Raw genomic sequence first — 13,889 nt, 5'->3', positions numbered from 1 at the left:
AGATGAACTATCTTGTTGAAAAAAGTAGGAAAATATGCGGTCATGTTCTTCCTGGGATTTTGCTTTCTCCTTCCATTTATGATCATGGTATTTGGTTCATTAAAGGAAACGACGTTTGCATCGTTGAGCCCGCTATTTTGGCTTCCAACTGATCCATCCCTGAATAACTTTATATATCTGTTTAGGAATGACAACTTTTTGCGCTGGATTTTCAACTCGGTTGTCATTACAGTTATCCCTGTATTTACACAAATGTTCTTTGCGGGGATATTGGGCTATATTTTTGCCAGAAAGCAATTTTATGGCAGGGAGTTCATTTTCTGGACATTCATGGCGGTCATCATGATTCCGTCCCAGTTATTGATCATTCCTAAATTTATCATGTTTTCAAAATTTGGCTGGATTAACGAATATGAGGCGCTAATCGTTCCTGAACTCTGGGGAATCATGGGTGTATTTTTAGTTCGCCAATTTATGCAGGGTATCCCGATGGAGTTGGATGAAGCTGCCCGTATGGATGGTGCTGGCGATTTTCAGGTTTTCCGTAAGATTTATATGCCACTGGCGTTTCCATCGATTGCAACTGTCGGAACGTTTTCGTTCGTTGGGAACTGGAATGATTTATTTCAGCCGTTAATTTTTATGACCAATGAAAAAATGTTCCCAATTACAGTTGGTTTGGCTTCGACGTTAAATAAGGAAGGAAACTTTGGAATTGAAATGGCGGGGGCTACGCTTTCGTTCATCCCGACCTTTTTAATCTTTTTGTTCTTCCAAAAATACTTTACAGAAGGCATTCAGCTATCAGGATTGAAATAACGAAGCGAGTCTGTCTGCTAGATTAATCGCAGTCCGGAAAGGAAGGATTAATCCGAGAGAGGCTGTCTCATAGATTAATCGCAGTATGGAAAGAGGGGATTAATCCGAGAGGGGTTGTCTCATAGATTAATCACAGTCCGGAAAGGAAGGATTAATCCGAGAGAGGCTGTCTCATAGATTAATCGCAGTCTGGAAAGAAGGGATTAATCCGAGAGAGGCTGTCTCATAGATTAATCACAGTCCGGAAAGGAAGGATTAATCCGAGAGAGACTGTCTCCTAGATTAATCACAGTCCGGAAAGAGGGGATTAATCCGAGAGAGGCGGTCTCATAGATTAATCGCGTTCTGGAAAGAGGGGATTAATCCGAGAGAGACTGTCTCATAGATTAATCGCAGTCTGGAAAGAGGGGATTAATCCGAGAGAGGCGGTCTCATAGATTAATCGCAATCCGGAAAGGAAGGATTATCCGAGAGAGTCTGTCTCATAGATTAATCGTAATCTGGAAAGAGGGGATTAATGCGAGAGAGGCGGTCTCATAGATTAATCGCAGTCTGGAAAGAGTGGATTAATCCAAGAGAGGCTGTCTCATAGATTAATCACAGTCCGGAAAGGAAGGATTAATCCGAGAGAGGCTGTCTAGTATATTATGGATAAGGAGAGAGGGTAAAAGGGTGAGTTTAAAAATCGGGATGATTGGCCTCGACACATCACACGCAGCTGCTTTTACAAAATTATTAAACGACCCGGCCCATCCGTTCCATGTAAAAGGTGGAAAGGTTGTCATGGCATGTCCTGCTGGTTCGGATGATTTAGAGCTTAGCTATTCACGGATTGACGGGATTGTAAAAGAAGTCGAGCAGTATGGCGTGCAAATGGTGGATACATTCGAAGAGGTAGCAGAGCACTGTGATGCCATTTTACTTGAGTCTGTAGATGGCAGGGTACATCTCGAACAGGTAAGAAAACTAGTGAAATTCAAGAAACCAATTTTCGTAGATAAACCATTGTGCTTAACAACTGCCGATGCATTAAAAATGGTCGAATTGTCAAAGCACTATGGTGTCCCTATAATGAGTTCATCTGCACTCAGGTTTGCTGAACCCATCAGGCAGATAGCGTCCATTAAGGATAAGGGGAAAATCATTGGTGCAGATTGTTTCGGTCCTATGGAAATGATAGACACGCAGCCAGGTTATTTTTGGTATGGGATACATACGATTGAAATGCTTTATGCAATAGTGGGGAGAGGGCCCAGAGACGTTAAGGTCGTATCCAATCAGCATTCCGATCTCATCGTTGCACAATGGGAGGATGGAATAATCGGTACGGCCAGGGGAAATAGAAAAGGCAATTATACCTTTGGAGCAGTTATTCATTTTGAAAAAGGAAATGAGTATGTACTGATTGATTCTTCATCAAAGCCGTTTTATGCCAGTTTATTGGAACAAGTTCTGCTTTTCTTTCAAACTGGCATACCGGCAGTCCCGCTGGATGAAACGGTGGAAGTTATCCGATTTATCGAAGCGGCAAATGAAAGCAGGAAAACGGGAAAAACAATGTATGTATGAGGGGGAGAGGAAAAAGAAACAGCGGGAAGCACCTTTTCCCGCCGTTTCGACCATTCTAGTTTAAAGGATAGGCAGCTTCATCCGGAACGTTTTCACCGAGGATAAAACTTAGCCTGTATATCCGTCTTGGCCTTCCTTTATAGGTAATTTTTTCTTCCCCCACAATATCCACCAAATTTGCATCCATCCATTTTAAAAGGATCCGATGGGCGCTTCTCGTTGTTATATCCAATGTTGAAGCGAGTTCCTGGGCTGTATAATCATACTTTTTATGGCGGGCGACTCTCGCCATCAATTTCGTCATATAAGCAGCAGACATTCCAGCCTTTTCGGCCTTTTCCAGTAGGTCAGCATCTGTAATTGATAAATCATACTTTTCATATTGAGTATCCGTAATGATGTCAACCGGACCAACCACACTTTGGTCTTCACGGACAATGTAACAAACATTTCCTCCTAACTCTTTTGATTGGCGAAGTGCCAGCCTTGCGTGGCTGCCTGCCTCAGCTGCTGAGCGGCCAAAGCCAACACCGATGCTAATTGTTACACCGTGCTCGCTTTTAGCGGAATTAAGTAAAGGAATAAATTTATAACCGCGTGTTTCTCTTTCAAAAATACCGCGTGTTGTTATAAATGAAAATTCTTCTCCGCCGGAATTAATTAGATGCCCATCAAGCAGTTTAGTATAGTTCAGCATCATCTGCTGGAACTTTAATTTGAACATTTGTACTTCATGTTCTGTCGTGTATTTTTCAGTTGCTTTCTTAAATTTATCGATGTCGATAATCCCGAAAACAATTTGCGACTCTTTATTTTTCCTAGCTTCAGTCGCAAGTAATGCACGTTCTAGAGAAACGATTAAATCCTGATACGTTGGCGTAACCCATTCATTTGGAATCTCCATTTCCGATAATTTCATTGAGACCTCCTGAATTCCGGTAATCGCGATTGTGCCGAGTGCTTGATAATTGTTCTGGTGAAAGTCAACAATTGATTGAATGGAACTGGAGTGATCGTATTGGGGAAAGGATGTAAATTTATTATTGTTTTCACCTAAGTCATAAAGAACCTGGTGAATGTATTTTTCTTCAACCGTGTCGATAGAGAAATAGGAAAAGTCATACTGGTTTTTGATTATAAATAATGATCGGAAAAGCCCGGTCCCCATTAGAGGAACATAATGCACCGGTATTTGGAAATCGAAAAGATGTTTGGCCTTTAAGTAGGTTTGAAATTCAATAAACAAAATTACTTCCAGTTGATGAAACAATTCAGACGAAATTATCGAATGAATGGTAGAGGGCGTTGCATTAATAAATACAGGCCGCAAGTTCGGAAATGATTCAAGCGCTTTCATTATTTCGTTTTCAAGCGCTTTAGGGCTGATTATGCCAATCGTAATCTCAATGGGATGGCCTGACAATTGATTCATTTTCATATGTTCATCTCCTAAAAAGACACATTAAAGAAATGTCTTTAATTAATCTTACTTTTAGATTAAGGAGAGTTGTCTGAATTGTCAAAGGGAAATTTGGTGTTATATAGAGGATCGGTATTAAAGACCTTTAAGTGACTTGTCTTTTAAAAATGCCAATACTAAAATAAAGTTGAAAATTAAAAATTTTTAATACGAAACAATGTAAAGTGAATAACTCTAAGGAGGGTATAAATGAAAACGATTGCAGAATTAGAAGAGTTTATGTCATCACCCAGCGAGGATTTAGTTCAGGATATACAGCAGTTGGATGGAGATATCATGATAGTGGGCGTCAGTGGGAAAATGGGTCCTACATTGGCGAAAATGACAAAAAGAGCGGTGGATCTGGCTGGTGTCCGAAAACGTGTGATAGGAGTAGCAAGATTTTCCGAACACGGTTTGAAAGAGGAGTTAGAGGCATCCGGGATTGAAACAATTCAGGCGGATCTTTTGAATGAAGAAGACCTCGATGGCCTTCCGGACGTAAAAAATATTATTTATATGGCAGGAAATAAGTTCGGAACCGTTGGCAACGAGCATTATACATGGGCAATGAATGCCTATATTCCAGGCCGCTTAGCAGAAAAGTTCAAAGACTCACGGATTGTTGCTTTTTCAACAGGTAATGTCTACCCTTTAACTTCTGTTTTAAGTAATAGCTGTACGGAGGATGTTATTCCAAACCCTGTCGGTGAATATGCCCAATCATGCCTTGGTAGGGAGCGCGTATTGACTTATTTTTCTCATAAACACCAAACACCAATGGTGCTTTTTAGGCTGAATTATGCAATTGACTTGCGTTATGGAGTTTTGCTGGAGATTGCAAAACAAGTACAGGAAGGAAAAGAGATTGATTTGACGATGGGGAATGCCAATGTCATTTGGCAGGGTGACGCCAATGAATATGCGATCCGTTCCTTATTGCATGCGAGTTATCCTCCTAAACTATTAAATGTAACAGGGCCTGAAACATTATCAATAAGATGGGTTGCTAAAGAATTTGGAAAGAGGATGAAGAAGGAACCGAGGTTTGTGAATACGGAGAGTCCTACTGCATTGTTAAATAATGCTTCCCATGCGCATAAATTATTTGGTTATCCAAGAGTAACAGTTGAGCAAATGATCGATTTGATTGCTGACTGGGTGGTTAGCGATGGCCATACAATTAATAAGCCTACGCACTTCCAGGAAAGAGAAGGTGTCTTTTAATGCTGAAGGAGGCTGTTAAGGAAAGGCTTTACGCGGGTACCGTGATTCCGGCACATCCACTTGCATTAACGGAAGAGAGGCAGCTTGATGAATCTGGCCAGCGGGCACTAACCCGTTATTATATTGATGCCGGAGTAGGTGGAATTGCTGTAGGAGTCCATACCACTCAATTTGAAATCAGGGATCCCGAATTTAATCTTTATGAAAAGGTACTTTCATTGGCAATTGAAGAAACAAAGCGCGCCGGCGTCCCCGATGATTTTATTAAAGTGGCAGGGATTTGCGGACCAACAGAACAAGCAATCAAGGAAGCAACATTCAGCAAAGGCATTGGGTATGATTTAGGCTTACTAAGTATGGGCGGTTTACATCATCTGTCTGAGGATGAGCTTATCGAACGGGCCGAAAAGGTAGCGGAAATCATTCCGGTCTTTGGTTTTTACTTGCAGCCGGCAGTAGGCGGGAGAATTTTCTCTTACGATTTTTGGCTGCGGTTCGCCTCGATTCCAAATGTATATGCCATCAAAATTGCCCCTTTTGACAGGTACTGTTCGATTGATGTTGTCCGTGCTGTTTGCCATTCCCCTAGAAATGAGGAAATTGCTTTATACACAGGCAATGATGATAACATCATCAACGATTTAATATCAACCTTTGAAATTACAGTTGGTGATAAAAAAGTCGAGAAGCGGATTGTTGGCGGACTTCTGGGACATTGGTCAGTTTGGACAAAAACAGTCGTTGACACCTTTGAAGAAATAAAAATACTGCGAAAACAAAAGGCGATTCCTAGCGAGCTCCTGACTCTTGGCCAGCAGATTACGGATGCAAATGCGGCTATCTTTGATTCCCGCAACTCTTTTAAAGGGAGCATTGCAGGAATCAATGAGATTTTAACAAGACAAGGATTGCTCAAGGGCAATTGGTGCCTGCTTGACCGTGAAAGATTAAGCCCGGGGCAGGCAGATGAGTTGGACCGTGTATATGCCAGCTACCCACACTTACATGATGATGAATTTGTAAAAGCCAATTTAGCCAAATGGTTTGCTAATTAATAGAAAGAAGGATTATCGATGAGAAGAATTGTGGCACATAACAAGAAGGTCGAAATCATTAACGATGAAATTCCATCTTTAGATGGAAAACCATCCTATGTATTAGTCAAAACAAAGTATTCAGTTATTTCACCAGGAACCGAGCTGACTATCCTTGCTAACAGTGAAAATAAGCAAGTTCATTTGGGATATAGTGCGATGGGGGAAGTAGTAGGATGCGGAAGTGAAATCACTGATGTGAAAATAGGTGATTTGGTAGCTTGTTATGGTGCCCCATATGTCCATCACGACGAATATTTGCTTGTTCCAAAAACGTTGTATGCCAAGATTCCCGAATCAGTCGATCCAAAGGAAGCGGCTCTTGGAGGGCTTGGTGCGATAGCCATTCATGCGCTCCGCATCGCAAACCTGCAATTTGGGGAAACAGTGGTAATCGTAGGATTAGGCGTGTTAGGACAATTAATTGCGAAAATCGCAAATGCTGCCGCTTATAATGTTATCGCCTATGATCTGAGTAAAAGCAGAGTTGACATGTTGAAGGAGGAAAACTTCAAGTCTTTTTCATCAGTTGAAGAAATGGAGGAAGCTATTCGCAACGAAACGAACTCCCATGGGGCTGATGCTGTTCTTTTATGCACAGGCGGGAAACGCTCCCCACTTACTCAACAGTGTTTGAAGTGGATCCGCACGAAAGGAAAGGCGGTAATTGTTGGGGATATTGAACCGGATTTCCCAAGAGATTTAATGTTTGCTAAGGAAGCAGAATTGCGTATCTCGCGGGCAGGCGGGCCAGGACGATATGACAGTGTTTATGAAAAAGAAGCGATTGATTATCCCTATGAATATGTCCGCTGGACCGAAGGCAGGAATGTCGCGGAATATATCCGGCTGATTGCAGAAAAAAGAATTGATGTTAGTCCCTTTATAACAGAAACCGTGGAATTTGAAGATGCGCCACAAGAATTTGAAAAATTGTTTGAGAAGGAATCTACAACTCTTACAAAACTGATTCACTATAAATAATCTTATCAGCAATAAACTTGGAAGGGTTTTGAAGTCGCTATGAGCCGAGACCATTTTTACCTAAATGGAAATGTAGTTACCGACAAAAAAATTGTTGAAAACATGCTCATAGAAATTAAAGATGGAAGAATCATTTATGCAGGGAAATTTGAAAATGTAAGGGATGATTTGCCCTGTTATAAGGTGGAAGGGTGGATATGTCCGGGTTTTATTGATACACATATCCACGGCCTTAACGGCTGCGATTTTATGGATGGCACAAAGGAAAGTTTTTATCGGATTCAGGATGGGCTTCCATTCTTTGGGGTGACAAGTTTTTTGTCAACATCAAGAGCAGCCTCTTTTGATGATATAAAAACCTTCCTTTTATTGAGTAAACAGGTTGCTGAAGAAAAACGGGACGGGGCTCAGCTTTTAGGAGTTCATTTGGAAGGTCCCTGGATTAACCAGAAATTCAAAGGCGCCCAAAAGGCGGAACATATTAAGGCTCCGGTTATCAAGGATGTAGAATCAATACTCGGTTACGCTGGAGAGTTGATGCGAGTCATAACTTTGGCACCTGAGCTTCCAAACAGTAATGAAGTTATTCAGATGATGCATGAACAAAAAGTGTCAGTTTCAGCAGGGCATACGGATGCTTCTTATGAAGAGATACAAGAGTCAATCGAGTATGGCCTATCGAGGGTGACCCATTGTTTTAATGCCATGGCCGGGTTATCTCACAGGGATTTAAGAGCAGCCTTCGCAGCCCTTTATTTAGATGATTTGCATTGTGAGCTCATTGCCGATGGGTTTCATGTTCATCAAAGAATGATTGAATTACTGTACAAATTGAAGGGTGCCGATAAAATCACCCTCGTATCCGACTGTACCGGGACTAATCTTCTCCCCGACGGCTGCCATCATATTGGCGGGAAAACGGTATATAAAAAAGACGGAAAAGTAGAGTTGGAGAATGGAAGTATTGCCGGCAGTTCACTGACTTTAAATAAGGCAGTTCAATTTACAGTCCAAAAATGCGGTGTATCACTGGAAAATGCAGTTTATATGGCGACCTTCAATCCAGCTGAAGTTTGTGGTGTCAGTAATAAAAAAGGCCGCATTGCTGATGGATATGATGCAGATCTTGTACTTTTATCCAAAGATTTAGAAGTGGAAAACACCATTTTGTCAGGAGAATTTGTAACCCCATTCATTCAAGGCGCTTTTTAAAAAACGGAAATGCGGGTAGCTGGGACGGAAATTTAAAAGTATAAATATGCAGATTTTACATGGTCCTATATAAATCTCTTAGAAATGCTGTTTCTATTACAAATGAAACGAGGTATCCAGTATGCAAATCAATATCACCGGAGATACAAATTCAATTTTAGCAGGATTAGAGCTGCTATCGGATCAATTGAACCTCCATTTACATTCTGATGGTTACCCAATTACTGTCACACAAAGGGTCGGCCCTATTCAGGTAATCAATAAAAACGGAAAGGGAGAAATCTATTTCCAGGAAAAAATTCACTTTTACCGGGCTATTGGGTTATGGCTGGAACACTATAACAAGACCGGAGAATTTGAACTTACTGAACAACCTCAATTTCAAACTAGCGGTGTTATGCTCGATGCCTCGAGGAATGCAGTTTTAAAGGTAGATGAAATTAAAGTACTTCTCAATAAGATGGCGGTTATGGGATTAAATGTGGTGATGCTTTATACAGAAGATACTTATGAGGTTCCTGACTATCCATACTTTGGTTATATGCGTGGAAGGTATACAGAAAGTGAACTGAAAATTTGTGATGACTATGCGGATACGTTAGGAATTGAAATGATTCCATGCATCCAAACACTTGGTCATTTAGCAATGGCTTTAAAATGGGGCTATGCCGCGGAAATAAGAGACACAGCCGATATTTTATTGGTTGGTGAACAGAAGACCTATGAATTAATTGAAAGCTTGATTAGGGCCGCTTCAAAACCATTTAGAACAAGCCGGATACATATAGGCATGGATGAAGCATTTCAACTAGGGCTGGGCCGATATTTGGATTTGAATGGATACGAAAACCGATTCGAAATTATGAATAAACATCTAAATCAAGTGGTTCAGATCACTGAGCGCCATGGGCTAAAACCAATGATCTGGAGTGATATGTATTTTCGCTTAGGCTCCAAATTTGGTGAATACTACGATGAAGATGTCCATATTCCAAAGGAAGCAATTGAGTCTATTCCCGAAAATGTTCAGCTTGTTTATTGGGACTATTACCATGAGAATGAAGATTTTTATCGCGGATATATCCAGAAGCATAAAGAGTTAGGAACAGATACTGTTTTTGCAGGCGGAGCATGGACGTGGAATGGTATATCACCGAATTATGGAAGAGCCTTTACAACAACAGAAGCCGCACTTGCAGCTTGTAAAAAAGAGGGGCTTCAAGAAGTCTTTACAACATTATGGGGTGACAACGGAGCAGAAACCCCACTTATAACCGCCGAACCAGTGATGCAGCTATTTGCAGAGCATACCTATCACAAAACAGTTACTAAAGACGATTTGGCAGAGCGTTTCCGTTTTTGTACTAACAACCACTTAGATGATTTTCTTGTGCTAAACCTATTGGATGAAACGCCTGGTGTTATGGAAAATAATTTAAAGTCATCGAATGCCTCAAAGTTTTTGTTGTGGCAGGATGTCCTAATCGGACTATTTGATGAAAATATCCGGGGTCTTGGGATGAACGAGCATTATCGGAGCATTGTCCCTAAGTTACAGGCTGCCAAGGAAAGAAACCCTCATGCATCACTTTTATTTGAGTTCTATGGGCAATTGGCAAAGGTGTTAAGTGTAAAGGCGGAAATCGGCATTCAATTAAAGGCTGCCTATGACCAGAAGGACAAAGAAACCATGGAGTCACTTTTAGCAGAGGTTAAAGAGCTGACTTCACAGATGAAAATTCTTCACCATAAGCATCGGGATGTTTGGTTTTCTTTATATAAGCCATTTGGCTGGGAAATCCTTGAACTTCGCTACGGCGGACTGATAGCTCGTATGGAAACGGCGCAATACCGAATCCAACTATGGCTTGAAGATAAAATTGACAGGATAGAAGAGTTGGACGAAAAGAGACTTATTCATGATGGTCCACTTGGTATTCCTGAAGGATCCTTAGGCAATCATTTCTATCACCGAATTGCCACAGCGGGAAATATCATTTAAATCGGTGAGTTCTGATTAGGGGATTCATCCAAGCTTTAGGAGGAGTAGACTATGCCAACAATTACGTTCCCAAAGGATTTTAAGTGGGGAACTGCAACTGCTGCATATCAGATTGAAGGGGCGGCATTTGAGGATGGGAGAGGCTTATCGATATGGGATACCTTTTCCCATACTCCGGGAAAGGTGAAGAATGGCGATAATGGTGATATAGCGTGTGACAGTTATCATCGGTATGAAGAGGATATCGAATTGTTAGCCGATTTGGGTGCGAAGGTGTACCGATTTTCTGTTTCCTGGCCGAGGATTTATCCAAATGGAAAGGGAGAACTCAATCCTAAAGGACTGAACTACTACCATAACCTTATCAACAAATTGTTGGATAAAGGAATTGAACCGATGCTGACCCTTTATCACTGGGACCTTCCACAGTCCTTGCAGGATCTTGGCGGTTGGGCAAATCGGGATACTGTCGAGGCGTTCAGTCAATATGCAGAAACAGTTTTTAAGGAGTTTAATGGGAAAGTAAAGTTTTGGCAACCGATTAATGAACCTTTCTGTGCCGCCTTTTTATCCAATTATCATGGGGTCCATGCTCCAGGGTTTCAAGACTTGCAATTAGCAGTGGATGTTTCCCACCATCTAGTTTTGGCACATGGCAGGGCAGTCCAGATATTTAGAGAAATGGGGATCGAAGGGAAAATTGGAACTGCAACCAATACAACCTGGAGAGAACCATATAGTACTAGACCGGAAGATAGGGAAGCGTGCAGGCGGGAAATTGGGATTAATATCGACTGGTTTCTCGATCCTATTCTGAAGGGGCATTATCCCGGATATATGGTTGAATGGTTTAAGAAAAAAGGTGCAGAACTTCATATTGCCGATGGAGACATGGAAGTTATTCATCAGCCGATTGATTTTATAGGCGTAAACTATTATTCAGGCAATATCGCGCGCTACAAAGAGAATACCGGTTTATTGGATATAGAAAATATTGAGGTCGATTATCAACATACCCATATTGGCTGGCCAATTTATGCAGACGGCCTAAATAAAGTGTTTCATTATCTTGTGGATCGATATGGCACTATTCCACTTTTCATCACGGAAAATGGAGCGTGCTGCATTGATGAACTGGTTAATGAAGAAGTGGAAGATCAGGATCGAATTCATTATTATCAACAGCACTTAACTGCTGTGAGTAGAGCGATTGAATCGGGTATCCCAATTATCGGATATCTGGCCTGGTCATTAATGGACAATTTTGAATGGGCCGAGGGCTATGGAAAACGATTTGGCCTTGTCTACGTGGACTTCAATACACGCGAACGAATACGGAAGAATAGCTTCTCCTGGTATAAAAACGTCATTGCCAATGGGTGGATGGAAATTTAATCGGAAGCTATTATCCGGAAATCCAAAAGAGGGATTGATGATATGCAAAGGGTTTTGTTAATTGGCGCAGGAACGATGGGGATGGAGCATGCCGTTTCTTATTACGCGATGGATCATGTTGAGGTAGCAGGGATTGTTGAATTGCGAAAAGAGCAGGCTGCCCGGCTTGTTGGCGACCATGATACGAAGATTTTCGAAACATTAGATGAAGCTGTGAAAAATTTGCACCATATTGATGTGATTGATATTTGTGTTCCTACTTTCTTGCATAAGGAATATGTGATGAAGGCAGCGGATTATGGTATTGATGTCATCTGTGAAAAACCTCTGGCCTATACGCTCGAGGACGCAAGAGAAATGATTGATTATTGTGAAGAGAAACATGTTAAATTATTTGTTGGCCATGTTGTCCGTTTCTTCCCTCAATATGCAAAAGTACGTGAACTCGTAGCGAATGGGGCAATTGGGGAGGTTGGTGTCGCCCGTACAAGAAGAGGAGGGAATTTCCCTGCTGGCTGGAGCGATTGGTATGCTGACCAAACGAAAAGCGGTGGCGTAATCCTTGATTTGATTATCCATGATTTTGATTTTCTGCGCTGGACCTTTGGCGAGGTTGAAAGGGTATTTGCAAAAGGGCTTGCCAAACGGAATATTGAACACCTTGATTACGCTTTGGTCACACTTGCCTTTAAATCTGGAGTCATTGCCCATGTGGAAGGATCATGGGCACATCAAACATTCTCTTCACAATTTGAATTTGCCGGTAAAACTGGAATTCTCGAATACGATAGTTTAAAAGAAGAGCCAGTCTTGCTTTCTATCAGGCAAACACATGAGGAGCAGGCCGGGGTAGCGGTACCTCAAAGCCCATTGAAAAAATCACCTTATCATGTAGAACTTGAACATTTCCTAATATGTTTGAAGACAAATGAAACACCACTTGTAACCGCTGAAGATGCTTATAAAGCAATGGAAATATCTGCAGCTGCTCTTCAATCCTTAAAAACAGGATTGCCTGTAACCCTTGATTCGAAAGGGGGAGCACTGTAATGAAAATTGGAATTATCAGTTTCGCGCATATGCATGCCCATAGTTATGCTTCCGTACTAAATGGCATGGAGAATGTGACGTTTGCAGGCATCGCCGATGAAAATGAAGAAAGAGGCCGGAAATATGCCGATATGTTTAATACGGCCTATTTTAAAAACTATCAAGAATTACTGGAGACTGACATTGATGCCGTAATCGTGACATCCGAAAATAGTCTTCATCACCAGCATGTGCTTGCGGCAGCCAGGGCTGGAAAGCATGTACTATGTGAAAAACCCCTAGCTACCAATGTAAAAGATAGTGAGGAAATGATTCGTGTTTGTGAAGCGAACCAAGTTTTATTAGGTACTGCTTTTCCAGTACGGTTTAATACACCAATCCGTGAAGCTAAAAAGATGATTGAACAGGGAGTACTCGGAGAAATTCTGGCGATTAAAGGAACGAATCGCGGAACCAATCCCGGCGGCTGGTTCATCGATAAAGAAAAATCAGGTGGCGGAGCCGTTCTTGACCATACAGTTCACGTTGTCGATATTATGAGATGGTTCACAGGTGCGGAAGTTGAAGAAGTTTATGCGGAAATAGGCAATGTGTATATTGATCATCCAATTGATGATTGCGGGATAATTACGATGGAATTCTCAAATGGAATGTTCGCTACCCTGGATTGCAGCTGGTCACGGAATAGTAGCTACCCTATATGGGGCGATGTGACCTTGGAAATAATCGGATCAAAGGGAAACGCAAAAGTTGATGCGTTTTCCCAAAAGCTCGATTTGTATTCCAATACTGAGGGAGTTCAATGGCTCGGCTGGGGCGATGATATGGATGAGGGACTAATTGAGAATTTTGTTAGGAGTGTTAAAGAAGGAAAGCCGCCGCTTGCGACAGGGAATTCAGGTTTGAAGGCTGTAGAAGTTGCAATGGCTGCCTACGATTCTTTTGACAAAAACAAACCTGTAAAACTGCGCTGAAAACTGAGGAATCAAGGAATACTTGATTCCTTAAATAATTTAATAGGGCAGTGGGCAGCGTTAATGGTCAAGAAACAATGCAACAGTCCGTTCAACTATATGAT

General features: G+C 41.5%; 11 protein-coding genes. 10 read left to right on the top strand and 1 reads right to left on the bottom strand.

Annotated features, from left to right (window positions below; all coding sequences use genetic code 11):
• Nucleotides 1-15 precede the first annotated feature (15 nt).
• Nucleotides 16-819: a carbohydrate ABC transporter permease gene (locus TY16_RS00265; RefSeq protein WP_043934389.1), complete on the top strand. Its 804-nt coding sequence runs from the start codon at nucleotides 16-18 to the stop codon at nucleotides 817-819.
• Nucleotides 820-1,491: 672 nt separating this feature from the next.
• Nucleotides 1,492-2,388: a Gfo/Idh/MocA family protein gene (locus TY16_RS00260; RefSeq protein ID WP_331281049.1), complete on the top strand. Its 897-nt coding sequence runs from the start codon at nucleotides 1,492-1,494 to the stop codon at nucleotides 2,386-2,388.
• 55 nt (nucleotides 2,389-2,443) lie between these two features.
• Here TY16_RS00260 and TY16_RS00255 read toward each other — a convergent pair whose 3' ends face one another.
• Complete coding sequence (locus TY16_RS00255) at nucleotides 2,444-3,826, bottom strand: hypothetical protein (protein ID WP_043929660.1); 1,383 nt, start codon at nucleotides 3,824-3,826, stop codon at nucleotides 2,444-2,446.
• Between the two features lie 231 nt (nucleotides 3,827-4,057).
• Here TY16_RS00255 and TY16_RS00250 point away from each other — a divergent pair, with 231 nt between their 5' ends.
• From TY16_RS00250 to TY16_RS00215, 8 genes are all read left to right on the top strand, one after another.
• Nucleotides 4,058-5,074 carry an NAD-dependent epimerase/dehydratase family protein gene (locus TY16_RS00250; RefSeq protein WP_043929658.1) on the top strand — a complete coding sequence of 339 codons (1,017 nt, stop codon included), beginning with the start codon at nucleotides 4,058-4,060 and terminating at the stop codon, nucleotides 5,072-5,074.
• The gene (locus TY16_RS00245; RefSeq protein ID WP_197028335.1) at nucleotides 5,074-6,129 is read left to right on the top strand and encodes a dihydrodipicolinate synthase family protein; all 1,056 of its coding nucleotides are present in this window, start codon (nucleotides 5,074-5,076) and stop codon (nucleotides 6,127-6,129) included. The genes TY16_RS00250 and TY16_RS00245 overlap by 1 nt, the downstream gene beginning before the upstream one ends.
• An 18-nt stretch (nucleotides 6,130-6,147) precedes the next feature.
• Nucleotides 6,148-7,152 (top strand): zinc-dependent alcohol dehydrogenase, encoded by a 1,005-nt coding sequence (locus TY16_RS00240; RefSeq protein ID WP_043929657.1) that lies wholly within the window; start codon nucleotides 6,148-6,150, stop codon nucleotides 7,150-7,152.
• A 39-nt stretch (nucleotides 7,153-7,191) separates the two neighbouring features.
• Nucleotides 7,192-8,364 (top strand): N-acetylglucosamine-6-phosphate deacetylase, encoded by a 1,173-nt coding sequence (gene nagA, locus TY16_RS00235; RefSeq protein ID WP_043929656.1) that lies wholly within the window; start codon nucleotides 7,192-7,194, stop codon nucleotides 8,362-8,364.
• A 121-nt stretch (nucleotides 8,365-8,485) separates the two neighbouring features.
• A complete protein-coding gene (locus TY16_RS00230) occupies nucleotides 8,486-10,366 on the top strand; it encodes a beta-N-acetylhexosaminidase (RefSeq protein WP_043929654.1) in 1,881 nt (626 codons plus the stop codon).
• Nucleotides 10,367-10,417: 51 nt separating this feature from the next.
• Nucleotides 10,418-11,761 carry a GH1 family beta-glucosidase gene (locus TY16_RS00225; RefSeq protein WP_043929653.1) on the top strand — a complete coding sequence of 448 codons (1,344 nt, stop codon included), beginning with the start codon at nucleotides 10,418-10,420 and terminating at the stop codon, nucleotides 11,759-11,761.
• A gap of 42 nt (nucleotides 11,762-11,803) precedes the next feature.
• Complete coding sequence (locus tag TY16_RS00220; protein WP_043929652.1) at nucleotides 11,804-12,811, top strand: Gfo/Idh/MocA family protein; 1,008 nt, start codon at nucleotides 11,804-11,806, stop codon at nucleotides 12,809-12,811.
• A complete protein-coding gene (locus tag TY16_RS00215) occupies nucleotides 12,811-13,785 on the top strand; it encodes a Gfo/Idh/MocA family protein (protein ID WP_043929650.1) in 975 nt (324 codons plus the stop codon). Before TY16_RS00220 ends, TY16_RS00215 begins: the two co-directional genes overlap by 1 nt.
• Nucleotides 13,786-13,889 lie beyond the last annotated feature (104 nt).

This window comes from Bacillus sp. EB01 (assembly GCF_000613125.1).
Taxonomy (GTDB): Bacteria; Bacillota; Bacilli; order Bacillales; family Cytobacillaceae; genus Bacillus_D.
The sequence above is the reverse complement of the archived record's forward strand: the minus strand, read 5'-3'. Positions and strand labels throughout refer to the sequence as shown.

Excerpts from the sequence above, each read along its gene's own strand:
- TY16_RS00215 (WP_043929650.1), top strand. The coding sequence starts at position 12,811 with ATGAAAATTGGAATTATCAGTTTCGCGCATATGCATGCCCATAGTTAT.
- TY16_RS00240 (WP_043929657.1), top strand. The coding sequence starts at position 6,148 with ATGAGAAGAATTGTGGCACATAACAAGAAGGTCGAAATCATTAACGAT.
- TY16_RS00250 (WP_043929658.1), top strand. The coding sequence starts at position 4,058 with ATGAAAACGATTGCAGAATTAGAAGAGTTTATGTCATCACCCAGCGAG.
- nagA (WP_043929656.1), top strand. The coding sequence starts at position 7,192 with ATGAGCCGAGACCATTTTTACCTAAATGGAAATGTAGTTACCGACAAA.
- TY16_RS00220 (WP_043929652.1), top strand. The coding sequence starts at position 11,804 with ATGCAAAGGGTTTTGTTAATTGGCGCAGGAACGATGGGGATGGAGCAT.
- TY16_RS00255 (WP_043929660.1), bottom strand. The coding sequence starts at position 3,826 with ATGAAAATGAATCAATTGTCAGGCCATCCCATTGAGATTACGATTGGC.
- TY16_RS00225 (WP_043929653.1), top strand. The coding sequence starts at position 10,418 with ATGCCAACAATTACGTTCCCAAAGGATTTTAAGTGGGGAACTGCAACT.
- TY16_RS00245 (WP_197028335.1), top strand. The coding sequence starts at position 5,074 with ATGCTGAAGGAGGCTGTTAAGGAAAGGCTTTACGCGGGTACCGTGATT.
- TY16_RS00230 (WP_043929654.1), top strand. The coding sequence starts at position 8,486 with ATGCAAATCAATATCACCGGAGATACAAATTCAATTTTAGCAGGATTA.